23 protein-coding genes are annotated in these 23,902 nt (G+C 60.2%); 14 read left to right on the top strand and 9 right to left on the bottom strand.

The window, feature by feature from the left end:
* Window positions 1-133: 133 nt before the first annotated feature.
* Entirely contained in the window at window positions 134-1,027 is an 894-nt protein-coding gene (locus HU743_RS07250) for a sensor histidine kinase (protein ID WP_186637458.1), read from the top strand.
* The gene (locus tag HU743_RS07245; RefSeq protein WP_186619180.1) at window positions 1,024-1,683 is read left to right on the top strand and encodes a response regulator transcription factor; all 660 of its coding nucleotides are present in this window, start codon (window positions 1,024-1,026) and stop codon (window positions 1,681-1,683) included. The genes HU743_RS07250 and HU743_RS07245 overlap by 4 nt, the downstream gene beginning before the upstream one ends.
* Here the strand turns inward: HU743_RS07245 and yegS are convergent.
* Window positions 1,667-2,584, bottom strand: coding sequence for a lipid kinase YegS (gene yegS / locus HU743_RS07240; protein ID WP_186647836.1), 918 nt, complete (start codon window positions 2,582-2,584; stop codon window positions 1,667-1,669). The genes HU743_RS07245 and yegS overlap by 17 nt on opposite strands.
* Window positions 2,585-2,899: 315 nt before the next feature.
* Here yegS and HU743_RS07235 point away from each other — a divergent pair, with 315 nt between their 5' ends.
* Entirely contained in the window at window positions 2,900-3,208 is a 309-nt protein-coding gene (locus tag HU743_RS07235) for a hypothetical protein (protein WP_186547125.1), read from the top strand.
* Between the two features lie 60 nt (window positions 3,209-3,268).
* Here HU743_RS07235 and glp read toward each other — a convergent pair whose 3' ends face one another.
* Both glp and moaB read right to left on the bottom strand, forming a co-directional pair.
* Window positions 3,269-4,495, bottom strand: coding sequence for a gephyrin-like molybdotransferase Glp (glp, locus tag HU743_RS07230; RefSeq protein WP_186647834.1), 1,227 nt, complete (start codon window positions 4,493-4,495; stop codon window positions 3,269-3,271).
* The gene (gene moaB / locus HU743_RS07225; RefSeq protein ID WP_122591925.1) at window positions 4,479-5,018 is read right to left on the bottom strand and encodes a molybdenum cofactor biosynthesis protein B; all 540 of its coding nucleotides are present in this window, start codon (window positions 5,016-5,018) and stop codon (window positions 4,479-4,481) included. Before moaB ends, glp begins: the two co-directional genes overlap by 17 nt.
* 81 nt (window positions 5,019-5,099) lie before the next feature.
* On the opposite strand from moaB, the gene mobA reads away from it, so the two are divergent.
* Together mobA and HU743_RS07215 are read left to right on the top strand one after the other, a co-directional pair.
* A complete protein-coding gene (gene mobA, locus HU743_RS07220) occupies window positions 5,100-5,702 on the top strand; it encodes a molybdenum cofactor guanylyltransferase MobA (RefSeq protein WP_186637455.1) in 603 nt (200 codons plus the stop codon).
* A 78-nt stretch (window positions 5,703-5,780) separates the two neighbouring features.
* A complete protein-coding gene (locus HU743_RS07215) occupies window positions 5,781-6,002 on the top strand; it encodes a YgdI/YgdR family lipoprotein (protein WP_016770600.1) in 222 nt (73 codons plus the stop codon).
* A gap of 77 nt (window positions 6,003-6,079) precedes the next feature.
* Here the strand turns inward: HU743_RS07215 and HU743_RS07210 are convergent, their stop codons facing one another.
* The 3 genes from HU743_RS07210 to HU743_RS07200 all read right to left on the bottom strand — a co-directional run bounded on the left by HU743_RS07210 (window position 6,080) and on the right by HU743_RS07200 (window position 7,706).
* Entirely contained in the window at window positions 6,080-6,970 is an 891-nt protein-coding gene (locus tag HU743_RS07210; RefSeq protein ID WP_186647832.1) for a pseudouridine synthase, read from the bottom strand.
* A 70-nt stretch (window positions 6,971-7,040) separates the two neighbouring features.
* Window positions 7,041-7,358: a transcriptional regulator gene (locus HU743_RS07205; RefSeq protein WP_186547121.1), complete on the bottom strand. Its 318-nt coding sequence runs from the start codon at window positions 7,356-7,358 to the stop codon at window positions 7,041-7,043.
* Window positions 7,359-7,469: 111 nt separating this feature from the next.
* Window positions 7,470-7,706: a glutaredoxin family protein gene (locus HU743_RS07200; protein ID WP_186647830.1), complete on the bottom strand. Its 237-nt coding sequence runs from the start codon at window positions 7,704-7,706 to the stop codon at window positions 7,470-7,472.
* Between the two features lie 197 nt (window positions 7,707-7,903).
* On the opposite strand from HU743_RS07200, the gene HU743_RS07195 reads away from it, so the two are divergent.
* The gene (locus tag HU743_RS07195) at window positions 7,904-9,616 is read left to right on the top strand and encodes a monovalent cation:proton antiporter-2 (CPA2) family protein (protein ID WP_186647828.1); all 1,713 of its coding nucleotides are present in this window, start codon (window positions 7,904-7,906) and stop codon (window positions 9,614-9,616) included.
* On the opposite strand, the gene HU743_RS07190 is transcribed toward HU743_RS07195, so the two are convergent.
* The gene (locus tag HU743_RS07190; protein ID WP_186647826.1) at window positions 9,613-10,821 is read right to left on the bottom strand and encodes an ammonium transporter; all 1,209 of its coding nucleotides are present in this window, start codon (window positions 10,819-10,821) and stop codon (window positions 9,613-9,615) included. The genes HU743_RS07195 and HU743_RS07190 overlap by 4 nt on opposite strands.
* Window positions 10,822-11,125: 304 nt before the next feature.
* Between HU743_RS07190 and HU743_RS07185 the strand changes: the two genes are divergently transcribed.
* The 8 genes from HU743_RS07185 to HU743_RS07150 all read left to right on the top strand — a co-directional run bounded on the left by HU743_RS07185 (window position 11,126) and on the right by HU743_RS07150 (window position 22,501).
* On the top strand, window positions 11,126-11,440 hold the full coding sequence (locus tag HU743_RS07185; protein ID WP_186547117.1) for a YqjD family protein: 315 nt from the start codon (window positions 11,126-11,128) through the stop codon (window positions 11,438-11,440).
* Window positions 11,441-11,442: 2 nt separating this feature from the next.
* Window positions 11,443-11,829: a phage holin family protein gene (locus HU743_RS07180; protein ID WP_008079909.1), complete on the top strand. Its 387-nt coding sequence runs from the start codon at window positions 11,443-11,445 to the stop codon at window positions 11,827-11,829.
* Window positions 11,826-12,164, top strand: coding sequence for a hypothetical protein (locus HU743_RS07175; protein WP_186547116.1), 339 nt, complete (start codon window positions 11,826-11,828; stop codon window positions 12,162-12,164). The genes HU743_RS07180 and HU743_RS07175 overlap by 4 nt, the downstream gene beginning before the upstream one ends.
* Before the next feature lie 123 nt (window positions 12,165-12,287).
* Window positions 12,288-13,451, top strand: a complete 1,164-nt coding sequence (locus tag HU743_RS07170; protein ID WP_186647824.1) for an EAL domain-containing protein — start codon at window positions 12,288-12,290, stop codon at window positions 13,449-13,451.
* Window positions 13,452-13,519: 68 nt separating this feature from the next.
* Complete coding sequence (locus HU743_RS07165; RefSeq protein ID WP_186647821.1) at window positions 13,520-14,848, top strand: deoxyguanosinetriphosphate triphosphohydrolase; 1,329 nt, start codon at window positions 13,520-13,522, stop codon at window positions 14,846-14,848.
* Between the two features lie 379 nt (window positions 14,849-15,227).
* Window positions 15,228-15,854 (top strand): response regulator transcription factor, encoded by a 627-nt coding sequence (locus HU743_RS07160; protein WP_186547177.1) that lies wholly within the window; start codon window positions 15,228-15,230, stop codon window positions 15,852-15,854.
* Window positions 15,855-15,862: 8 nt separating this feature from the next.
* Window positions 15,863-19,507 carry a transporter substrate-binding domain-containing protein gene (locus tag HU743_RS07155; protein WP_186647819.1) on the top strand — a complete coding sequence of 1,215 codons (3,645 nt, stop codon included), beginning with the start codon at window positions 15,863-15,865 and terminating at the stop codon, window positions 19,505-19,507.
* Window positions 19,508-19,555: 48 nt separating this feature from the next.
* Window positions 19,556-22,501, top strand: a complete 2,946-nt coding sequence (locus HU743_RS07150; protein WP_186647817.1) for an HD domain-containing phosphohydrolase — start codon at window positions 19,556-19,558, stop codon at window positions 22,499-22,501.
* On the opposite strand, the gene HU743_RS07145 is transcribed toward HU743_RS07150, so the two are convergent.
* Window positions 22,502-22,984, bottom strand: a complete 483-nt coding sequence (locus tag HU743_RS07145) for a GAF domain-containing protein (protein WP_186638010.1) — start codon at window positions 22,982-22,984, stop codon at window positions 22,502-22,504. It abuts the gene before it with no gap.
* Complete coding sequence (locus HU743_RS07140; protein WP_186647815.1) at window positions 22,981-23,871, bottom strand: DUF815 domain-containing protein; 891 nt, start codon at window positions 23,869-23,871, stop codon at window positions 22,981-22,983. The genes HU743_RS07145 and HU743_RS07140 overlap by 4 nt, the downstream gene beginning before the upstream one ends.
* Window positions 23,872-23,902: the final 31 nt, after the last annotated feature.

Here is a 23,902-nt window from a genome sequence, read left to right as displayed (position 1 = left end):
GGCTGTAGTGGACAATCAACTACCGCTTACTGAGCCTTGTTGAATCAAGTAACAGAATCGACAGTATTTCAGACAGAGATCGCCCGCCACCGGCCGGTCTGCCCGCAGCGAACATCCAGTGGCTCCATTCGTTATGTACGCCAGCCTCAAGTCATTCATCACATGGCCACCCTCCCGGGAAAATGCCCGCCGGATCACACTCATACTGTGCGTCGCGGCAGCGCTCGGCAGCCTGCTGACCTACGGTTTTTCTGCGCCAGTGAGCCTCGCCCTGCTGTTGCTCAATATCGCGGCCACAGCGTGCGTCTGGGTGCAATATCGCTTGTCGCGCAAGTCGATCAAGTTTCAGCCACAGGAACTGGCCGATCGTCTGCTTCAGGTCCAGGAGAACGAACGCCATCGGCTCAGCCGCGAACTGCATGACGATATCGGCCAGTTGCTGACCGCCGCTAAATTGCAAGGCGAATGGCTTAAACGGCGCCTGCCGCAAGATCTGCAGGAACAATGTACGGTGCTCTGCGACACGCTTGAAGAAACACTGAACAAGGTGCGCGACGTTTCGGCGATTCTCAATCCGCGTCAATTGACCAGCCTGGGTCTGGAAGCCAGCCTGCGTGCGCACCTGCTCAAGACGCTGGCTAATACTTCGGTACACTGGAGCCTCGATTGCCAGCAGCGTCTGAACGGTATCCCGGAGGAAATGGCGGTCGCCGCTTTCCGTATCACCCAGGAAGCGGTGACCAATATCTTGCGTCATGCACAAGCGCAAAACCTGCTGGTGCGTGTTCAGCGACTGCCGCAAGGTCTGACGTTGCTGATCAGCGACGACGGGCTCGGGTTTGCCCCGGCAGCCAATCCGGGACGGGAAGGACAACGGGGCATGGCCGGGATGGCCGAGCGGATCGAACAGCTGGGCGGCACACTGAGCGTCACCAGCGAGCCGGGCAAAGGCACACAAATCGAAGCACTTTTCCCCTGGGCGCCCCGAGCACTCGAGCGGGCCAGTACGAATAAGGTTATGCGTTGACTTGTAACTTACTTCTGGTGGATGACCACTCGCTGATCAGGGCCGGCGTGCGCGCTCTGGTGCTGGATATTCCCGGTTACGCGGTAATCGGCGAAGCCAATGACGGCTCGCAACTGCTCGAAATGGTCGAGCAACTGAGTCCCGACATCGTGTTGCTCGATATCTCGATGAGGGAAACCGGCGGTCTGGAAGCCCTGCAACGCCTCAAGCGGGTCCGCCCGCAGAGCAAGGTCCTGATCCTTTCCATGCACACCGACCCGGCCCTGATCATGCAGGCGCTGGAGTCCGGCGCCCATGGCTACCTGCTCAAGGACACCACTGCCACCGAGCTTGAACACGCGCTGGAAGCCCTGCGTAACAACGAGCGCTACCTGAGCCCGGCCATCGCTCACACCGTGATCAACCAGGCACTGACCCGCAATCAGAAAAACCAGCCGGAAGTTGCCGAGTCGCACAACCTGACAGCGCGCCAGCTGGAAATCCTCAGGCTGATCGTTCGGGGCAAATCCACCCGCGAAATCGCCAATGGCCTGGGGCTGAGCATCAAGACCGTCGAGACCCACCGCTCGCAGATCATGAAGCGCCTGCAAATCTACGACGTGGCCGGCCTGGTGTTGTTCGCCGTGCGCGAGCAGATCATCAGCCTTGACGACTGATTGACGCCGAGCGCGCCAAAAGCGGCGAATGCTTGGGCAGATGCACCTGCAAGGCTGCCGGCCGCGCCGCAAACCTCAGGCTATTGCCCTCCAGCGGCTCACCGTCGAGATTGATGTACAGCCCTTCCGCCACCTTGATCTCGACCCAGGGCAGCCGCGCCCGCACAAACATACTGTCGATACCGAAACCTTCCGTGAGCAGGTTCTTCAACGTGCCGACCAGTTCCTGCGGGGCCGGCAGAATACTGATGTCCAGCAGCCCATCATCCACCTGCGCATCGGGGCACAGGACATGCCCGCCTCCGGCCTGGCGACCATTGCCGATGCCCAATGCCAGCAGCTCGCCTTCCCATTGGAAATCCGGCCCCTGCAATTCACCATAGGCGGCATGCAACTCGCTGAATCGGGACAAACCCGTGAACAGATAGGCCGCGCCGCCCAAGACTTTCTTCAAATCTTCCGAGGTATTGGCGGTGACCTGACTGCCGAATCCGCCGGTGGCCATATTGAGAAAAATCTGCCCGCCCACTTCGCCCAGATCGATGTCAGTGGGCGGCGTATCAAGCAGCTCCAGGGCTTCGGCAGGCTCCAGCGAAATACCGGCGGCACGGCAAAAGTCATTGGCAGTCCCCAGCGGCAGCAGGACCAGGCTGGCTTTGCGTGGGTGCATGGCCAGGGCTTCGGCAATATCGCGCAAGGTGCCATCGCCACCGCCGGCAATGATGTGCGTGTATCCAGCTGCCAAGGCTTCTTCCACCAGGCGCTTGGCATCCCCGGCCTCCCAGGTCAGCCGAACCGCCAGCTCCCAACCCCGCTCGCGCCGGTCCAGTACGGCTGCACGAACAGCCTCGTTGAGTGCCTGCTTGCCATGCAGAATCAACAGTGCCCGGCGCTCACTCATAAACGTCACTCCCAGAATTGATACGGTTGAATCATCTTGACCACCGCGACGCGCAAAAAAGCCGTCAGCGTCTCAATAAATTCGCCTGTCCGGCTGCAGCGTCCTACACGGTGGTATTTTTTCTTACGAAACATGAGGAATCGGCTCAATTGACCCGGCACAAGCATTAGGTCAACGTGTGCCGGCGGTATCGTTTTTCAATCCAACAACACAAGGATGTGCCGGTAATGAGCAGATACGCCCCGAGGGCTGATGACCGTTCGCCAGATGGACCAGGCAGCAAGCGTTCACTTGAAATAGCTGGTGGATGTTTCCATGCAAAGTCATGAAGCCAGAATACCAGTGAGTCCGGTCGCCGCCCTCGCCGAAAGTCGCGCAAGTCATCAGTCGGATTTCAATAAAAGCGCCAAGACCCCTGGAGAAATCGAAATGGAACCTCGTGTCACCGAGCTGGAAACCCACCTCAAATATATCCGCCGGGACATGGACGAAGTTCGCAACGATGTCAAAACGATCAAGCATCGACTGGCCTACTCGGCGGGTGCGACGACGATCGTGCTGGGGTTGCTGGGTTGGGTCGCCAATAGCCGATTCGACCAGTTGGTGTCACTGATCAGCAATTGACTCAACGTTTTTTACACGCGCCAGCTTTATCAGCCGACGCGTGTACTGGCTGCAACGGGATCAGCCCAGAAGCTCGCTTAACGGAATGAAAGCAACCTCGTCCCCTTCAGTCAGCGTGCGTCCTTCCAGCACTTCCACCAGTCCGTCGGCCCACGCGGCGCTACGCAGCACGCCAGAACTCTGATTTTCGTAAATCATCGCCCGACCTTGCTCAAGCCGGCCCCGCAGGTACTCGCGACGGTTTCCGGCCACAGGCCAGACAAAACCCGCCGGCACCGTGAACTTCAGCGGCTCGACGTCCTGTACGCCTTGGCGCCTTAACAAATAAGGGCGTGTCAGCAACGCGAAGGTCACCAGCGTCGAAGCCGGATTGCCAGGAAGACCAATGACCGGAACATTGCGAAAATGTCCGAACGTCAGCGGTTTTCCGGGTTTGATCGCCAGTTTCCACAGCGCCAGCTCACCCTCTTCCCGCAGCGCTATGCCAAGGAAATCGGCTTCGCCGACAGAGACTCCACCGGTAGACAGGATCAGATCGACATCCTGCAATTCGCCCAGACGAAGCCGGGTCGCGGCCAGATCATCCGGAAGAATGCCCGCATCAATCACTTCACATCCCAGACGCTGCAGCCAACTGCACAGCACCACGCGGTTGCTGTTGTAAATCTGCCCCGGGCCGAGTGCCTGCCCAGGCTCAACCAGCTCATCGCCCGTGGACAATACCGCCACACGCACTTTACGCACCACGCTCAGGCCTGCGCAGCCCAACGAAGCTGACAAGCCTTGCTCGATCGGTCCCAGCCGGGTGCCGGCGGCAAGTACGCACTCGCCCACGGTCGTTTCCTGACCTTGCGGGCGGATGTTCTGACCGGCCTTCATGAGCTGAGTGAACAGCACCCGCCCATCGGCCTGGAGCTCAGTGTTTTCCTGCATCTCGACACAGTCGGCACCCGCGGGTACCGACGCGCCGGTGAAGATTCGCGCACAGGTCCCAGGCTTTATCGGCTCCGGGGCTTGCCCGGCAAACACCTTCTGGCTGACCGGCATGGGTTCACCCGTCCAATCCGCCACATTCAGGGCGTAGCCATCCATGGCGCTGTTTGGCCAAGGTGGCAGATCCAGTGTGGAAACCAGATCTTCAGCCAGCACTCGCCCTTCGACCTGAGCCAGCGGCAAGTACTCGCGCTCGGCAATCGGCGATGCATCGGCCATTTCCAACAGACGCGCCAGGGCCGCTTCGACCGGCATCAAGCTGGCGGTTTTGCCCGGCTTACCCACGGGATTCACAAGGCGCCGCCTGTTTCAGATGGGTGACGAAGTTGCATGGGCGATGACGCGCGTCCAATTGCTCGCCGAGGATACCGTCCCAACCGGTGCGTACAGCGTTGGTCGAGCCTGGCAGGCAGCAAACCAGCGTGCCGTTGGCCAGACCGGCCAGTGCCCGCGACTGTACGGTCGAGGTGCCAATATCGGCCACGGAGATTTGCCGGAACAACTCGCCAAAGCCGTCTACCTGTTTATCGAGCAGGCACGCGACCGCTTCCGGTGTGCTGTCACGCCCGGTAAAACCGGTGCCGCCGGTGATCAGCACCACCTGCACGACATCATCGGCGATCCAGTTGGCGACTTGCGCGCGAATTTTATACAGGTCGTCTTTGAGCAAGACCCGCTCCGCCAAATTGTGGCCCGCCGCTGTCAAGCGGTCGACAAACACCTGGCCTGAGGTATCGGTTTCGAGGGTGCGGGTATCGCTGACCGTCAACACCGCTATATTAAGCGGCACGAAAGGTACATCAGCCTTGGCTTTCATAGGCTCATCCAGTTGTAGAAGAAACAGCCCGGTGTTATATCACAGCGCTCGATTTTTTCGCCTTCCCTGTGGAGAGCTGCCATGCCCCAGCCAACGCCATTGCCGCCCTGCTCGATTCTGCTTCTGGCAGGCGGACGCGGCCAACGCATGGGCGGCCAGGATAAAGGTCTGGTGCCGTGGCAGGGCGAACCGTTGATTGCGCATCAGCAACGCAAGGTCCGCACGCTGACTGACGATTTGATCATCTCGTGCAACCGCAATCGTCAGCGCTATGCGCCGTTTGCCGATCAACTGGTGGCTGATGACGAAGGAGACTTTCCGGGACCGCTGGCGGGGATTCTGGCAGGTCTGAAAGTCGCCCGTCATTCACACTTGCTGGTCCTGCCGTGCGATGTTCCGCTGATTGACGAAGCCCTGCTGCAACGTATGCGTGAGGCCGCCAGCGAGCAGCCTGAAAAACCTTTAATGTTGCGCGAGGGCGCGCATTGGCAACCGTTGCTCTGCGTGATTCCGGTCGGCCTTTTACCGGCATTCGAAGAGGCCTGGAAAAGCGGCGAACGTAGCCCCGGCCGGGTGATGCGCAACCTCGGCGCGAACGCCTTGCAATGCCCTGACAATGACCCGCGCCTTGCCAACCTCAACACCCCTGAACTGTTAAATGCGCACAACACTGTGTCAGACTGACAGCATTCAAGGAACTCTCACGCCTTGTGTACGTCTCAAGCTCAGTAACCAGAAGATTTCCCATTCGGAGACACACCCATGACTCAACGGACCCTCGCCACTTTCATGCTCGCACTGGGCCTGGCCACCCTCGCCGGTTGCTCCTCGCCTACAGTGATCACCTTGAATGACGGTCGCGAAATCCAGGCCGTCGACACCCCGAAATACGATGATGATTCGGGCTTCTACGAGTTCCAGCAGCTGGACGGCAAAGAAACTCGCATCAACAAGGATCAGGTACGCACCGTTAAAGAGCTGTAAGCTCAGCGGCACGCCGGATACAGAAAAGCCCGCAGATTTGCGGGCTTTTTCATGGGCGCTGAAAAGTACTTGCGCCGCTACCAGTGCAGGCTGATCTGGCTCCGGAACTCGCGCTGTTCACCGGTCACCGGATCGATAAAACGCAACCCCTGGGCGAGAAGCTTGAGTGGATTGGCGTAATCGTCCTCGACGTCTTTCAGTACATCCGGATAAAACGGATCGTTGCAGATGCTCGCCCCCAGCGCGGTCATGTGGACACGCAACTGGTGCTTCTTGCCGGTCACCGGGAACAGGCCATAACGCCAGAGATCGCCATTTTTTTCCCGCACCTCGACCGCCGTCTCGGTATTGCCGACACCCGGCCCCTCCTGCATGCGAAAGAACGGCTCGCCATCGACCAGACGACTCTTGTGCACCAGGGGAAAGCTCAGATCGGGCAACGCGGGGGCTATCGCCTCGTAATACTTGTCGATCTGCCGTGTCGGAAAAAGCGACTGATAGGCCGAGCGGGTTTGCGGATCGGCCGAAAAGATCACCAGCCCCGCCGTGTGCCGATCAATCCGGTGCAAGGGCACCAGATGCGGATTGTCCAGACGGCGGATCAAGCGACGCAGCAAGGTTTGCTCGACATACTCCCCCGCAGGCGTGACCGGCAGGAAATGCGGCTTGTCCGCGACCACCAGATGTTCATCGGCGTAGAGAATTGTCTCGACTACCGGAATCGGCTTCTCGTCCGGCACCTCACGAAAATAGTGAATACGCAGGCCTTCCTTGTAGGGCAGGTCCAGCGAGATCGGTTGCCCCTGACCATCAAGCACCCGCCCGCGGGCGATCCTGTCCAGCCATTGCTCACGGCCGATGGCGCTGAAATGCTCGCACAGGCAATCGAGTACGGTCAGCCATGACCCGGGAGGCAGGTAGAGCGTACTCGCCTGGTTTTGAGCAGCAGAAAAGGTAGTGGTGGGCATACGCAAATCGAATCCTCAAGACAGGTCGGCATTATCCCGCACTGCAGGATGCGAACCTAGCGCAGAATCCTCAGGCCGGAATCGTCTTGAGCGCTGCGGCCTCGGTGAATTCCTTGAGCCAGCGCAACACATCCACCGCCTCCCAGCGCCCCGGGTCATACAAGGCGTAGAGCAAGCCCTGATAGCCGACCACATCCAGTTGCTTGTGATAGCCGGCGCGCTGGAACAATGCCTCGATTTCGGCGAAACAGGTGTTGAAATGCAGCTTGTTGAACGGCGTCTTGCCTTCCGTGACCAGCCCGTCCAGGCGCAATTCGAGGACGGCCTCGCGCACCACGTCGACCGACATCCGGTTAACGCTGCTCTTCAACTGTTCGACATTGACCACGGTTCATCCCTCTGACTCGATTGCTGTATGGACATACAGTAACCGAATGAACCGGGAAGTGCCAAGGCATGGTTGTGCAGCAGCGACCAGCGGAGCGGCGCGAACAGCGGATCAGCGAAGAAAGGCCACGACCTGATCGGCACTGAACGGCCAGTCCAGCTCCGCCCCGGTATCAACACGGCGCAGCACAGGAATTCGCAGGCGATACGCTTCGTACCATGACTCGTCGTCGGAAATATCCACCAGTTCCACCAGCAGACCATGCTCGACAAAAGGCATCAGTTCAGCTTCAGCGACTTCGCATAGGTGACACCCCAGGGTGCCGAACAGCTGACATTCAGGAGGCATGCGTGCTCAACCACAAAATGAGTGCGCCTATTCTAGGCCCCCTTGAAAAAGCCGTCGACCCGTGACCGCTCAAAGGTCCGAGCGGGGCCTGGGTAAAACCCTGACGCACATCAGTGCGCCCAAATCACCAATCCGTCATCCTCCCGCTCTTTTTGCCTCTACGCTTGAGAGGCCAGAGCCTGACATCGGAGCGTCTCGTGTTTGCCAACCTGTTGATCATCCTCGCCTCGTCCCTCGTGGTGATTGCCCTGTTCCGTCGCCTGCGCCTGCCGCCGGTACTGGGTTACCTGTGCGTGGGACTGCTGGTCGGGCCGAGCGCATTCGACTGGGTCAATGAAAGTGAACACCTGCCCGACGTCGCCGAACTGGGCGTGGTGTTCCTGCTGTTTTCCCTGGGCCTCGAATTTTCGCTGTCGAAGATGATTGCGTTGCGTCAGGTGGTGTTCCGCCTCGGCAGCCAGCAGGTGCTGATCAGCACCGCCGTCCTCGGTCTGTTGCTGATGCTGCTGGGCATGCCAATGACGCCGGCGCTATTGCTCGGCGCGGGGCTTTCGCTGTCCTCCACCGCGATCGTCACCAAGGAACTGGGCAGCCTCGGCGAAGTGTTCAGTAGCCACGGCCAGAACGCGATTGGCGTTCTATTGTTCCAGGATGTTGTCGCAGTTTTACTGCTGACCCTGGTGCCCGTCTTCGCCGGCAGCAGCGAGCAGGCCTGGTACTGGGCATTGCCGCTGACCCTGGCAAAGACCGTGGTGCTGTTTGTCGGCCTGCTTCTGGCCAGTCGCTGGCTGCTGCCGCGTTTGTTCCATGAGGTAGCGGCCTCGCGTTCGGCGGAGTTGTTTGTCCTGCTGGCGCTGGTGATTGTGCTGCTCACCGCGTGGCTGACCCACTTGCTGGGTCTGTCGCCGGCGCTTGGCGCGTTTCTCGCCGGCATGCTGCTCGGTGAGAGTCACTATCGACACCAGATCGAAGCCGATATCCGGCCCTTTCGCGACATCCTGCTCGGGGTGTTTTTCGTCAGCATCGGCATGCTGATCGACCTGCAACTGTTTGCCAGTCACGGTCTGTTGATCGTCGGCCTCACCCTCGGCCTGATGCTGATCAAGGGCGTCGTGGTCGCGCTGCTGGTGAAATGGCGCGGCAGTGACAGTGAAACGGCGTGGCGCAGCGGTCTGGCGTTGGCCCAGGGCGGCGAGTTCTGTTTTGCCCTGATGGCGCAGATGCAGCAAAACCAGCTGATGCCTGCCGAGCTGGGCGTCCTGCTGCTGGCGGCAACATTCTGCTCGATGCTGCTCACGCCTGTTCTGCTGCGCGCGGCGCCACGCATCGCGGCAGCGCTGCACCGCAAGCCTAATCAGAAGGCTCAGATCGAACAGATCAGCGCGCTCAACGCCGACCTCGACAAGCACGTGGTGATATGCGGATACGGTCGCGTCGGCCAGTCGATCGGACGCTTCCTGCGCAACGCCAGCCAACCCTATATCGCGCTGGATAACGACCCTGTGCGTGTCCGGGAGGCCGCGTGCGCAGAAAGCGCCGTGCATTACGGCGACTCGTCGCGCGGTGACTTGTTGACCGCCGTTGGCCTGCTGCGCGCCAGGTTATTGGTGATTGCGGTGGATCAAAGTGACGTGGCCCTGGGCATTCTCAAGGAGGCGCGGCGACTTAACGCACACGTGCCGATTCTGGTTCGCACGCGCGACGACAGCCAATGGGCCGAACTGAAAGCGGCCGGCGCCAGCGAAGTGGTGCCGGAGCTGTTGGAATCGAGTCTGATGCTCGCCTCTCACGCGCTGATCATGCTCGGTCTGCCGGCGCATCAGGTGCAGGCGAAGGTCGATCAGGTGCGCGTCGACCGCTATCGCCTGCTGCACGGTTTTTATCCCGGTGCCGATGATGAAGAGCGTTAGTCCTGACTCACGGCGCCGATCTTGTGCAGCGACAGGTCGGCGCCGTAATACTCTTGTTCCTGAGTCAGGCGCAGCCCATGCAGCGCCTTGATCACGCCGTAAACCACGAAACCGCCGAGCAGCGCCACCGCAACGCCCAGTGCGGTGCCGAGCAACTGGCTGATCAGGCTGACGCCGCCCAGGCCACCCAGCGCGGTCTGGCCGAAAATACCGCAGGCAATGGCGCCCCACACACCGCACACGCCGTGCAGCGGCCACACCCCCAGCACGTCGTCGATACGCCATTTGACCTGCGCGGCGGTAAAGCACCAGACAAACAGCGCGCCCGCTGTCGCGCCGGTGACCAGCGCGCCGACCGGGTGCATCAGATCGGACCCTGCGCAAATCGCCACCAGTCCGGCCAATGGGCCGTTGTGCAAAAACCCCGGGTCATTGCGCCCGACGATCAAAGCCGCCACCGTGCCGCCGACCATTGCCATCAGCGAGTTGACCGCCACCAGGCCACTGACGCCCTGCAGCGTCTGTGCGCTCATCACGTTGAAGCCGAACCAGCCGACAATCAGGATCCACGAGCCCAGTGCCAGGAAAGGAATGCTCGAAGGTGCAAACGCAACCAGTCGTCCGTCGCGATAGCGGCCATTGCGCGGGCCAAGCAGCAGCACCGCGGCCAGCGCCAGCCAGCCGCCCATGGCATGCACCACCACCGAGCCTGCGAAGTCATGAAACGCTGCCCCGAACTGCACCGTCAGCCACGCTTGCACACCGTAGTTGCCGTTCCAGACGATGCCTTCGAAAAACGGGTAGATAAACGCAACGATCAATGCCGTGGCACACAGCTGTGGAACAAAGCGCGCGCGTTCGGCGATCCCACCGGAAATGATCGCCGGAATCGCTGCGGCAAAAGTCAGCAGAAAGAAAAATTTCACCAGCGGGTAACCATGATCGGCACTCAGCACAGCCGCCGGCTGCATGAACGTCACGCCGTAAGAGATCCAATAGCCTATAAAGAAATAGGCGAGCGTGGAGACGGCGAAATCGCTGAGAATTTTCGACAAGGCGTTGACCTGGTTCTTCTGCCGGACGGTGCCGACTTCCAGAAAGGCGAAACCGGCATGCATTGCCAGCACCATCACCGCACCGATCAGAATGAACAACGTATTGGAGCTGTGAACCAGCGTGTCCACAGCGCTTTGCAGAGTTTCCATAGGGAGGCAGACCTGAAGGCTAAAAAGGCACCAAAGCGGTTCGCTCGCCCATTTCATGCACCAAGTTGCGCCAAAGCAGTCACCACGATCAAGGATCGACGAACCGCTTTGGCGCACAAGATCGATGGGCTGACACGAACCGGGATCATTTGAGTTAAGGTTTTGCACCGGCACGCCCGGCAACAGCGCACGAATGCCAGGCGATGCACCAGCACACAGCAAAAGTTGTACCAGTCATTTGTACTGAACCTTCGCGCAAGGCTCATACTCGAACGCTTCAGACGCCACTTACGGAGATCCACCCATGGCCAGCATCAAGGCAAAGACTGCTCAAGAAATCCTCATGAACGACTTCCAGACCCTGGTCGCCGACACCGAACGGTTGCTCGAGCACACCGCCACCCTGGCCGGCGATCAGGCTGATGAGCTGCGTGGGCAGATCCACGAAAGCCTGCTGCGCGCCCGTGAAACCCTCAAGCTCACCGAGGATACCCTGCGCGAGCGCGGCCAGGCCGCCGTGACCGCCACCGAGGATTACGTCTCGGCCAACCCATGGCAGTCGGTCGGCATCGCTGCCGGCGTCGGCTTTCTGATTGGCCTGCTGGCCACGCGGCGCTGATCATGTCGATCGGTGAATCCGGCCCGACTGCGGGCACCGCCTCCTCCACGCGGCGCCTGGGCGCCGCTGTTCTGGGTCTGCTGCACAGTCATGTCGAATTGTTCGGCATCGAATTGCAGGAGCAGAAATCACGCACCGTCAGCCTGCTGCTGTTTGCCGGTCTGGCGCTGGTCTTCGCCCTGCTGCTGTTGGTGGGCCTGTCGACACTGGTGATGATCATCTTCTGGGATACATACCGCCTGGCGGCGATCATTGGCCTGTGTGTCTTCTATACGCTGGCTTCGATTTTCTGCGGATTGCGCCTCAAGGCGGCGATCTTCGATGAATCCTCGCCCTTCCACGGCACGCTCGAAGAGCTGGCCAACGACCGGGAGCGTCTGCTGCCATGAGCCTGCCTGAACTTCCGCACAACAGCTCGCGGCGAGAAATGCGCAAGGCGCTGATCCGCCTGCGCATGGAAATGCATCGCCAGGAAATTCGCCACGAAGCCGGGCAAGTGCTGCAGCCACTGCAACGTGTGCGCGGCATGACGCAAAACCTGCAGGATGGCTTCGGCATCAAACACGCGCCGTTATGGGGCGTGGCAGCCGTGACGCTACTGGGTTTTCTGACCGGCAAAGGCGCGAAAAGCGGCGGCACCGGCGGTCTGGGCCGGCTGGTTCGATTGGGCACCACGCTGGGTCCGCTGATCAAACTGGTCCTGCAAACCACGCGTAAACGCTGACGCGATACATCTGGCTACATTCTTGCACTATCGGCGGGATGAACCTCTTTAGCGGGAGGTTCAATCCCGTGCGCCTATCCGGTCGGCGGGTTCAATCAGAACAACAACGACTAAGGAGGCCCCGTGATCGACGGGCAACCGCTCGCCTGCTTTCAGCCTTTCATTGATACCGCCACCGGACGCATCGCAGGCGTCGAGGCATTGGGTCGCCTGCGTCAGGCCGACGGGCAACTGAATTCGGTCGGTCCGCTGTTCGCCGACCCGCGCGCGCCGGCCGTGGCTCTGCGCCGGCTCGACCGACAGATCCGCGACAACGCCTTGAGCCGCCTGCATGAGGCCCCCGCCGACTGGTTCCTCAGCCTGAACATGTCACCGCGCTGGATCAGTCGCCTGCGCCCGGATCAGGCGCTGCCCAGCCTCAAGCAACTGGCGCAACACGGTGTCGACCCGCAACGCATCGTGTTCGAAATTACCGAGCTGGGTGGCAACAGCCAACGCCTGGCCGACGTCGTGGGACGTTATCGAGAGGCTGGTGCGCGCATCGCCATTGACGATTTTGGCGCCGGCTATTCGCAGCTCGACCGTGTCCTGGCCCTGCAACCGGACATCCTCAAACTCGACATGCGCCTGTTCCAGGCCGCGGCACTTGGCGGGCCCAGCAGTGACGTGGTCAAGGCACTGGCGCAAATGGCCGAGAAAACCGGTTGCTGGATCATCGCCGAAGGCGTCGAGACCGAAGCCCAATTGAATTTCGCCCTCGAGTGCGGCTCACGTTACGTGCAGGGGTTTCTGTTCGCCCGCGCGCAGCAAGCGTTCTTCGCCACCGATGCCTTCGTGCAACACTTCGCCAGACTGCGACAACGCTACGTGCAACAAAAGCTGGCCGAACGCGGGCGCCTGATGCAAATGCGCCAGCAACTCGGCCAACTCATGAGCATTTTGCAGGCTTGGGCCGGGGCACACGCATCACTCAGTGCGTTACCGCAACTGGAAGCTTTTCCCTGGCTGCTGCGTTTTTATCAATGCGACCGCCACGGCACCCAACTGACGCCCAACCTCGAATGGCGCCACAACGGCTGGGTCGCCGACAACCGTTACCTGGGGCACAACTGGTCGTGGCGACCGTACTTCTATCAACTGCTCGCCGAAGGCTGGGAAGAGCGCCGCCTGACCCTGTCGACGACGTACCGCGACGCCACCAGCAATCAGTATTGCCTGACAGCCGGGCAGTTTTTCGATAACGGCGAACGGTTGCTGTTGATCGACATTGATGCCGCCGGACTGTAGTTGCGCTTGCAGGCGCCAGCGTGAACCGGGAAGCTAGGGGATCAGTCACCAGACGGAGAGAATCAGCCTTGGATTGGCCAACCCTGCTCAACCGCGAACGCCTCGGCAAGCCGCTGCACAGCCCGCAAGAACTCGGCCGCAGCCCTTTCCACAAAGACCATGACCGCATCATCTTTTCCGGTGCCTTCCGCCGCTTGGGCCGCAAGACCCAAGTGCACCCGGTGACGAGCAACGATCACATTCACACGCGTTTGACCCACTCGCTGGAAGTCAGCTGCGTAGGCCGCTCGCTGGGCATGCGCGTCGGCGAAACCTTGCGCAGCGCCCTGCCGCCATGGTGCGACCCGGCCGATCTGGGCATGGTGGTGCAGTCCGCCTGCCTGGCCCACGACATCGGCAATCCGCCGTTCGGTCATTCCGGGGAAGACGCGATTCGCCATTGGTTCCAGCAGGCAGCGGGACGCGGCTGGCTCGACGACATGAGCGAAGCCGAACGCAGCGATTTCCTCAATTTCGAAGGCAATGCCCAGGGTTTCCGTGTCCTGACGCAACTGGAATATCACCATTTCGACGGCGGCACCCGCCTGACCTACGCCACTCTGGGGACTTATCTGAAATACCCGTGGACGGCACGTCACGCTGACTCTCTGGGTTACAAAAAACACAAGTTCGGCTGCTACCAGAGCGAACTGCCCTTGCTCGAACAGATCGCCAGCAAACTTGGCCTGCCGCAACTGGAGGAACAGCGCTGGGCGCGGCATCCGCTGGTGTACCTGATGGAGGCCGCCGACGATATCTGTTATGCGCTGATCGACCTCGAGGACGGCCTGGAAATGGACTTGCTGGAGTATGCCGAAGTCGAGTCGCTGTTGCTCGGTCTGGTCGGCGACGATCTGCCGGAGACTTACCGCCAGCTCGGTCCGCAGGATTCGCGGCGGCGCAAACTGGCGATCCTGCGGGGCAAGGCCATCGAGCACTTGACCAACGCGGCGGCACGGGCGTTTGTCGAACAGCAAGAGGCGCTGCTTGCCGGCACCCTGGACGGCGATCTGGTGGAGCACATGCACGGCCCGGCGAAACGCTGCGTGCTGAATGCCAAGGACATCGCCCGCAAGAAAATCTTCCAGGACAAACGCAAGACACTGCATGAAATCGGTGCCTACACGACACTGGAAATCCTGCTCAACTCGTTCTGCGGCGCTGCGCTGGAGCAACACAACGGGCGCACGCCGTCATTCAAAAGCCGACGCATCCTCGATCTGCTGGGCAACAACGCTCCGCATCCACAGGGTTCGTTACACACTTCGTTTCTGCGCATGATCGATTTTATTGCCGGCATGACCGACAGCTACGCCAGCGACATGGCGCTGGAAATGACCGGGCGCTCCAGTCATTGAAACCGCGCCTTCAGCAGGCCGATTCGTCGGCCGGCTGAAGGCGTACGTCTGCACGAGACATAAACGCTTTTCAGACCTCAGTGACTGCCAGTGCAGTTCACGCTGAGAGGTCACTGAATAGAACCGGAACTCGCTATTGGGATAATAACTTTTAAACACCTGTATAAAGCCACTGACAATCAACACTTGCAAAATTAAAAAGGCCAACTATAAGCCCTTGCCAAGCCCGCACTTCCTTACGCTAATTTACATGTAGTCCCTTTCCTTATTGAATGTAGGATTTATCCGATAACGCACCCGAGACACTGTGAGTCCATGCGAGCGCTCATTCAACTGAGCTAAGGTGCGCGCTTTATTCGTGCTTGCATGGGATTTGATTATGAACTCCGTTTTTATCGTCGACGATCATCCGGTCATCCGTCTCGCCGTTCGAATGTTGCTGGAGCATGAAGGTTATAAGGTCGTTGGCGAAACCGACAACGGTGTCGATGCCATGCAAATGGTCCGCGAATGCATGCCTGATCTGGTCATTCTCGATGTCAGCATCCCCAAGCTGGACGGCCTGGAAGTGCTGGCCCGCTTCAACGCCATGGGCTCTGCGCTGAAGATCCTGATTCTGACGGCACAGTGTCCGACACTGTTCGGCATCCGCTGCATGCAGTCCGGGGCGTCGGGTTATGTCTGTAAACAGGAAGACTTGAGTGAATTGGTCAGCGCTATTAAAGCGGTACTTTCCGGTTATAACTATTTCCCGAGCCAGGCATTGAATCCGGTACGCAGTGATGACACCCGTTATGCCGAACTGGAACTTTTCAAGTCGGTAAATGACCGCGAACTGATGGTATTGCAATTATTCGCCCAAGGCCGAACCAACAAGGAAATAGCCAAAGGCATGTTTCTCAGTAATAAAACCGTCAGCACCTATAAAAAGCGCCTGATGCAAAAACTCAAAGCCAAATCCCTGGTAGAACTTATCGAGATGGCCAAACGAAACGCACTCGTGTGAGATCCCGCATGTTCAGCCGTTTGAAGGACTTCCTTATCGCGTTGTGTACAGGTTTGTGCCTGAATGCCGGCGTGTCCGCCACGCCCGCCGCTTCGCCGGACTACGCCTTGCTCAGCCGATCGGTAGTCGAGACGTTGCCCGTCACGTTCGAACAGTCCCAGCGGCACTGGCTGCAAGCGCGCGGCGAACTGATACTGGGCACCTCCGCGCCCGATTACCCGCCCTTTGACATGACCGCCAGCGGCAAGGATTACGAGGGGTTGACGGCCGACTACGCAGGGCTTGTCAGTCAGGCCACCGGACTGCCGGTGCGGGTCAAACGCTTCCCTTCCCGCGAGGCCGCGATTCGCGCGCTGCTCGATGGTCAGGTCGATCTGCTCGGCACCGCGAACGGCTACGAAGCGGGTAACGCCAATCTTGCGCTCTCGGTCCCCTATGCCATTGACCAACCCGTTCTCGTGACACGCGAAGACGAAACCCGCCCGCTCAGCGAAGGCCTGGCGGGGTTGCGCCTGAGCATGGTCTATCACTATCTGCCGCTGCCCGAAGTCAAGGCGCTGTACCCCAAAGCGCTCATTACCTGCTACCCCTCTTATCAGAATGCCCTTAATGCCGTGGCATTCGACCAGGCCGATGTCTTTCTCGGCGACACCCTGTCCACCCATTACATGATCAACAAGGGCTACCTCAACAACGTTCGCATGGCCAACTTCGGCAAGCAGGAGGCGCAGGGCTTCAGTTTTGCCGTGCGGCGCGACAACCCGCAGCTGTTGAGCATTATCGATACCGTACTCAACGCCGTGCCGAGCGCCGAACGCGACAACATTGCCAAACGCTGGAACGCCGGCAGTGACCTGCTGCTTACCGACAAGAAACTGCAGCTGACCCAACGCGAAGAACACTGGCTCAAGCAGCATCCGGTGGTCAGTGTGGTGGTGAACGAGGCATTCGCGCCGCTGACGTTCTTCGACAGCGATGGGAATTTTCGCGGCATCAGCGCCGACCTGCTCGAACTGATCCGGCTGCGCACCGGCCTGCGCTTCGACATCCGCCGCAGCCGTAACGACGCCGAAATGATCAAACAGATCGATAACCACCAAGTCGACCTGATTGCGGCGCTGCTGCCCACCCCCGAACGCGAGAAGACCCTCAACTTCAGCCGCCCGTATCTGGAAAACTCCTATGTTCTGTTGACCCGAAAGAGCGCCGACGGCCCGAGCAATCTGAATCAGCTCAAAGGCAGACAGGTGGCAATCGCCCAGGGCAATCCGATGGTCCAATACCTGCGCAGCGAGTACCCCGGCATTCGCCTGATCGAAACGCCCGATACGTTCAGCGCAGTCTCGTTACTGGCGGAAAATCATGTCGACGGCGCCGTGAGTTCACTGGTGATTGCCAACTACTTCATTTCTTCACGGATCTTCGACCGGGCGTTGCAGATCACCACCACCATCGGCACCGGTCAGGCAGCGTTTTCGCTGGTGACGGCACGGGACAGCACGGAGCTGGCGTCGATCATCAACAAGGCGCTGCTGAGCATTGCCCCGGAAGAGCTGGGGGTGATCAACGGGCGCTGGCGCGGCTATTCCACTGCCTCGCAGAACATCTGGCAAAACTACCAACGCCTCTTTTACCAAGTCATCGCCGCCGCGTGCCTGATACTGCTGCTGTTACTGGTGTGGAACGCTTATATGCGACATCAGATCAAACAGCGCCAGGCAGCCGAGCGCGCCCTCAACGACCAACTGGAATTCATGCGTTCTCTGCTCAACGGTACGCCGCATCCAATCTACGTACGTGATCGCGAAGGACTATTACAGAGCTGTAACGACAGCTACCTCGAAGCATTCAACGCCAGACGCGAAGACGTCATCGGCAAAACCGTCGTTCAGGGCAGCCTGAGCAACGCGTTCGAAGCCCAGGCCTTCCATGCCGATTATCAACGAGTTGTCACCGAGGGCACCCCGCTGCTGCTCGACCGCCCGCTGCATATCGGCAACCGGCGGCTGACGATCTATCACTGGATACTGCCCTACCGCGACTCCAGCGGCGAGGTCAAAGGCATTATCGGTGGCTGGATCGACATCAGCGAACGCCGCCAGCTGTGCGAGGACCTGCGCGCAGCCAAGGAGCAGGCCGATGAGGCCAATCGGGCGAAAAGCACATTCCTGGCAACCATGAGTCATGAAATCCGCACACCGATGAATGCCGTGATCGGCATGCTCGAACTGACGCTGCGGCGCATGGACCCACACCATCCGGATCGTGCCTCGATCGACACGGCCTATCAGTCGGCCAAGGATCTGCTGGGCTTGATCGGCGACATTCTCGACATTGCTCGCATCGAGTCCGGTCGCCTGAGCCTTTGCCCTGAATGGGTGAATCTGGGCGATACGGTGAAATCCGTTGCAAGAATCTTCGACGGGCTCGCCCGACAGAAAAATCTTGCCTTGCAAGTCGTCTTCAACCCGCCGGACGTTGCCGTGGATGTGCAGATTGACCCACTGCGCTTCAAGCAAGTGCTGTCCAATCTTGTCAGCAATGCCATCAAATTTACCGATCACGGACACATCAGGATCACCCTGGACCTGATGAGTTCGAACACCCCCGGCCGCGCCCTGATGCAACTTAGCGTCCAGGACAGCGGCATCGGCATCAGTGCCGAAGACCAGCAACGTTTGTTCGAGCCTTTCGCCCAGGCAGAAAACGGCAATCGTCAGGCCAAGAGCGGTGCCGGGCTGGGGCTGGTCATCAGTCGCAACCTCTGCGAAATGATGGGTGGACAGTTGCAACTGAGCAGCCAGCCCGGCATCGGCACGCAAGTCTGCGTGTCCCTGCCACTGGACACCGCGCCGGCGCAGATCATTGCACCCCGAACCGAGTCGGCGATCACGCCCGCGACGACGCCCCTGAACGTACTGGTGGTGGACGACCATCCGGCAAACCGCTTGTTGATGTGCCAGCAGCTGGAATTCCTCGGCCACCGTTTCAGCATTGCCGAAGACGGCTGCAGCGGCCTCGAACTGTGGAAAACCGGCCAGTTCGATCTGGTGATTGTCGACTGCAACATGCCTTTGATGAACGGCTACGAGCTGACCCGCGCAATTCGTCAACAAGAGCTGCAGACACGCAGTCCGCCCTGCACCGTGCTGGGTTTCACCGCGAACGCCCAACCCGAGGAAATACAACGCTGCAAGCAGGCCGGCATGAACGACTGCCTGTTCAAGCCACTGAGCCTGAGCCTGCTCAGCCAGTGGGTCGACGGCATTACGCCAACCGCACCGGCACCCGTATTCAGCCTGGAGAATCTGCGCATGCTCACCGGCGGCAATCCTGCGCAGACGCGACGAATGCTGGTGGAGTTGCTCAAAAGCAGTCGTCTCGACCGCGAAGAGCTGCTCGCACTGTCACCGCAGCATGATCGCGACGCGCTTGCCGTGGTCGCCCACAAGATCAAGGGGGCGGCGCGCATTGCCCAGGCCACACGCCTGATCGAATGTTGCGATGCGCTTGAACACGCCTGCATGCAAGGGTTGGCGACTGACGAGATCGCCCGTCAATGCGAGGCAAGCAATCAGGCGATGCTGCAGCTGGAACAGGCGCTGCGGGCGCAATTGGCGTTGTTTGACCAAAGCACAATGTGCCGGCCTTAACTATGCTTGAACGCTGAGCAGTGAGTTAAACGTCATGGAGTGCCTGAAATGCCCAGCCCACTGCGCCCGGAGCAACGCCGGTTACCGCTGCACGTGCACATCAGCGTCATGTTCACGTTTTTGCTGTTGCTGACGGGCGTGGTGCTGGGGCTGTTCAATTACCACCAGACCACGAAGATCATCCTGTCGAGCAGCGAAAAACTGTTCACCCGTATCGAGCAGGATGTACGCCTCGATCTACAGGCAACGTATCAACCGATACGCCACCTGTTGAGCCTGCTCGCCGAGAACCCGGCGACTCAGGCCGAGCGCCTCGACCAACGCCTGCCACTGCTCAGGCCGTTCAGCCAATCACTCACCGACAATCCGGATCTGGCCTCTTTGTATCTGGGTTATGCCAACGGCGACTTCTTCATGGTCCGCCCGCTGCGCAGCGCCGCCCTGAAATCCTTGCTCAAGGCCCCGGAAGCGGCGACTTACCAGGTCTGGAGCATCGAGCATGGCCCGCAGGGCGAAGTGCATTCGCAATCGTTGTTCTTCGATCAGGCGTTGACGCCGATCAGTCGCCGGGACAATCCGCAAGACCGCTACGACCCGCGCGAGCGAGCCTGGTTCACCGACGCCCGCCAGCAGACCGGGCAGATCACCACCGAGCCCTATGTGTTTTTCTCCACCCATACGGTGGGAACCACCCTGGGCCGGCGCAGCGGCGAAAACGCCGTCATCGGCGCCGACCTGACACTGGCCGCGCTGTCGGCAACGCTGGATAAACATCGCGTCACCCCATCGACCGAAGTCGCCTTGTTCGATGCCGACGGCAATGCCGTGGCCTACCCCGACAGCAGCCGCTTGATCGTTGACGACCGCACCGCGCGCCTGGCCCGGGTGACCGATCTGAGCCCGGCGCTGCACGCATTGCTGACCGGCAAGCCCCATGGCATGCGCCTGCATGCCGATGGCCGGCATTGGATTGTCGCCCGCAGCCATATTCAGGAGGGCGGACCGAAAGGCTTGCAGTTGGCGCTGCTGGTGCCGGAAGACGAGTTGCTGATCGATGCCTACCGGATGCGCTGGCAGGGCGCGCTGATCACCCTCGCCACCTTGCTGTTATGCCTGCCACTGGGTTGGGTGATCTCGCGGATTCTGGTCAAGCCGTTGCACGCCTTGGTCAAGGAAGCCGACGCCATTCGCAGTTTCGACTTCAATTTCCCGCTGGCCCGGCGTTCGCCAGTGCTTGAAGTCGACCAGTTGAGCCTGTCGATGGCGCGGATGAAAGACACCCTGGGAAGTTTCTTTCGCATCACCGACAGCTTGTGCGCCGAGACCCGGTTCGCCCCTTTGCTGCAACGGGTCCTCTTCGAAACCGTGCAGATCGCTCAGGCGCAGGCAGGCCTGATCTACCTGCGCGAAAATGATGGCAATCGCATGGAGCCTTACGGGCTGGTGATCGAGGGGACGCCGCAAGCGCTGGAGGCGTTCGAAGTCGAGGGTCACGACTTGCACAAGAACAACGGCCCGGCATGGTTCGAACAGTTGGTCAGCGCCAATAACGTCGTCAGCCACCTGGGTTTCGATCAGGCCGGTGATCTGCAGAAAATCCTGCTGGCCATGGCAGCCCCGAGAGTCCATCTGATCGGCATCCGTCTGCACAACCGACACGACGAAACCATTGGCCTGCTGGTGTTGCTGGTGGAAGACAGTGGCCGCGCGGCCGATCTGGAAAAGCTGCGGCCTGATCGCATCGCCTTCCTCCAGGCGGTTTCCGGCGCTGCCGCCGTGAGCATTGAAAGCCAACGCCTGCAAGCCAGACAGAAGCAATTGCTCGACGCGTTTATCCAATTGCTCGCCGGGGCCATCGACGCAAAAAGCCCCTACACCGGCGGCCACTGTCAGCGCGTGCCGGAGCTGACCCTGATGCTTGCCCAGGCGGCGGCCGCCAGCCACGATCCCGCCTTCAGCGCGTACCGGCCGAGCGAGGATGAATGGGAAGCCTTGCACATCGCCGCCTGGCTGCACGATTGCGGCAAGGTCACGACCCCGGAATATGTGGTCGACAAGGCCACCAAACTGGAAACCATCAACGACCGCATCCACGAGATCCGCACGCGTTTCGAAGTGCTCAAGCGCGATGCCTGGATCAGCTATTGGCAAGCGCTGGCAATGGGCGGTGACGAGACAACACTGGCAAGCCTGCGCGATGCCTCGCTGATGGCGCTGGACGACGACTTTGCTTTTGTCGCGCGCTGTAACCTGGGCAGCGAGGCCATGGCCGAAGCAGATTTGCAGCGCCTTGGCGAACTGGCTCAGCGTACCTGGACGCGCACCCTGGACGACCGCCTCGGTGTGTCATGGGAAGAAAACCGGCGTCAGGCGCGTACGTCTGCGCCGGTGCTTCCGGTCACGGAAAAGCTGTTGGCGGACAAACCCGAGCACCTGGTCGAGCGCGACCCAAGTGAGCTGATCCCCGAAGACAATCCCTGGGGTTTCAAGCTCGATGTGCCCCGCTACAAATACAATCGTGGCGAACTGTACAACCTGAGCATCGCCCGCGGCACGCTGACCCGCGAGGAGCGCTACATCATCAATCACCACATGGTGCAGACCATCATGATGCTCAGCCACTTGCCCTTCCCCGGGCATCTGGACAGCATTGCCGAAATCGCCGGCGGCCATCACGAAAAAATGGACGGCACCGGTTACCCCAAACGCTTGAAGCGCGAAGACATGAGCCTGCCGGCCCGGATGATGGCGATTGCCGACATTTTAGAGGCGCTGACGGCCGCCGATCGGCCCTACAAGAAAGCCAAGTCTTTGAGCGAGGCCCTGGGCATCATGGCCACCATGTGCCGCGAGGCCCATATCGACGCCGACTTGTTTGGCCTGTTCATCAACGAGGGGGTGTACATGGCCTACGCCACGCGTTTTCTCGATCCGCAGCAAATCGATGCCGTGGATCCGGCCAGCCTGTTGCACAAGGCTGGCCTCACGGCGTGATCAGCAGTCGGTCAGACGCAGGAAGATCGCTGCGAGCTGCTCGATTCCGGCCTGGTCGTCGACACCGAAACGGGCGAGCTTCGGGCTGTCCAGATCGAGAACGCCGATCAAGCGGCCGTCCTTGACCAACGGCACCACCAGTTCGCTGTTCGAGGCACTGTCGCAGGCAATATGACCGGGGAAGGCATGCACGTCCTCAACGCGTTGGGTCTGCCGACTGGCCGCTGCCGCGCCACACACACCACGGCCGAACGGAATCCGCACACAGGCAATCTGACCCTGGAACGGACCGAGCACCAGCTCGTCATCGCGATTGAGATAAAAACCGGCCCAGTTCAGATCGTCGAGCTGGTTGAACAGGAACGCCGAAAACTGCGCGGCATTGGCGATAAAATCGCGCTCGTCCGCCAGCAGCGATTCCAGTTGTGCGGCCAACATACCGTAGCCTTCGAGGCCCTGGCCGCTCTGTTGCAAATCAATCATGCCTTGTGCTCCAACAATTTCAGTCCCACCCAGTATCGGGCGAATTGGTACGCGCAACGTCCGTTACGATTACCGCGGCTGGTTGCCCAGCGCACCGCAAGGATGTCCAGCGCTTCGTCGCGCTGCCAGCTCAAGCCGGCCCTGGCGGCCAACTGGCCGATCCAGTGTTCGACGACGTTGAGAAAATGCTCTTGGGTAAACGGGTAGAACGACAGCCACAGGCCGAAGCGGTCCGACAGCGCGATCTTGTCTTCCACCGCTTCGCTGGGGTGCAGTTCACCGTCGACGCGTTTCCAGTTTTCGTTATCGCTTTCTTTCTCGGGCACCAGGTGCCGGCGGTTGGACGTTGCGTACAGCAAGACGTTGTCCGGCGCCTGCTCCAGCGAGCCGTCGAGCACGCTTTTGAGGACGCGGTAGTCGCCTTCGCCGGACTCGAACGACAAGTCATCGCAAAACAGCACGAAACGCTGCGGCAGCTTGGCGATCTGCTCGACCACGCGCGGCAAATCGGCGAGATGATCGCGCTCGATCTCGATCAGGCGCAGGCCGGCCCCGGCGTGTTCAGCGAGCAGCGCGCGTACCAGCGAGGACTTGCCGGTGCCGCGCGAGCCCCACAGCAAGGCGTGGTTGGCCGGCATGCCGTCAAGGAACTGTTGAGTATTGCGGCCCAATTGCTCCAGTTGGCGATCGACGCCGATCAGGTCCGACAGACGCATGTCGAGGCTGACTTCAAGCGGCAGCAAGTAACCGCTGCGCCCGTCACGCTGCCAGCGCGCCGCCAGGCACGTGTGCCAGTCAATGACGGGACGCGGGGCCGGCAACAGGGGTTCGATTCGCGCCAGAACCGACTCGGCGCGTTCAAGAAAAGCATTCAATCGGGAATCCACGTCTTTTCCTCGGGCAGGTTCACAGTGATGA

This window comes from Pseudomonas sp. SWRI99, assembly GCF_014270125.1.
Classification (GTDB): Bacteria; Pseudomonadota; Gammaproteobacteria; order Pseudomonadales; family Pseudomonadaceae; genus Aquipseudomonas; species Aquipseudomonas hamedanensis.
The sequence above is the reverse complement of the archived record's forward strand: the minus strand, read 5'-3'. Positions and strand labels throughout refer to the sequence as shown.

Coding starts and splice junctions, on each gene's coding strand:
- HU743_RS07185 (WP_186547117.1), top strand. CDS start 11,126: ATGGCCAGCATCAAGGCAAAGACTGCTCAAGAAATCCTCATGAACGAC.
- HU743_RS07190 (WP_186647826.1), bottom strand. CDS start 10,821: ATGGAAACTCTGCAAAGCGCTGTGGACACGCTGGTTCACAGCTCCAAT.
- HU743_RS07180 (WP_008079909.1), top strand. CDS start 11,443: ATGTCGATCGGTGAATCCGGCCCGACTGCGGGCACCGCCTCCTCCACG.
- moaB (WP_122591925.1), bottom strand. CDS start 5,018: ATGAAAGCCAAGGCTGATGTACCTTTCGTGCCGCTTAATATAGCGGTG.
- HU743_RS07210 (WP_186647832.1), bottom strand. CDS start 6,970: ATGCCCACCACTACCTTTTCTGCTGCTCAAAACCAGGCGAGTACGCTC.
- HU743_RS07235 (WP_186547125.1), top strand. CDS start 2,900: ATGCAAAGTCATGAAGCCAGAATACCAGTGAGTCCGGTCGCCGCCCTC.
- HU743_RS07150 (WP_186647817.1), top strand. CDS start 19,556: ATGCCCAGCCCACTGCGCCCGGAGCAACGCCGGTTACCGCTGCACGTG.
- HU743_RS07175 (WP_186547116.1), top strand. CDS start 11,826: ATGAGCCTGCCTGAACTTCCGCACAACAGCTCGCGGCGAGAAATGCGC.
- yegS (WP_186647836.1), bottom strand. CDS start 2,584: ATGAGTGAGCGCCGGGCACTGTTGATTCTGCATGGCAAGCAGGCACTC.
- HU743_RS07200 (WP_186647830.1), bottom strand. CDS start 7,706: ATGCCTCCTGAATGTCAGCTGTTCGGCACCCTGGGGTGTCACCTATGC.
- HU743_RS07215 (WP_016770600.1), top strand. CDS start 5,781: ATGACTCAACGGACCCTCGCCACTTTCATGCTCGCACTGGGCCTGGCC.
- mobA (WP_186637455.1), top strand. CDS start 5,100: ATGCCCCAGCCAACGCCATTGCCGCCCTGCTCGATTCTGCTTCTGGCA.
- HU743_RS07145 (WP_186638010.1), bottom strand. CDS start 22,984: ATGATTGATTTGCAACAGAGCGGCCAGGGCCTCGAAGGCTACGGTATG.
- HU743_RS07160 (WP_186547177.1), top strand. CDS start 15,228: ATGAACTCCGTTTTTATCGTCGACGATCATCCGGTCATCCGTCTCGCC.
- HU743_RS07250 (WP_186637458.1), top strand. CDS start 134: ATGTACGCCAGCCTCAAGTCATTCATCACATGGCCACCCTCCCGGGAA.
- HU743_RS07155 (WP_186647819.1), top strand. CDS start 15,863: ATGTTCAGCCGTTTGAAGGACTTCCTTATCGCGTTGTGTACAGGTTTG.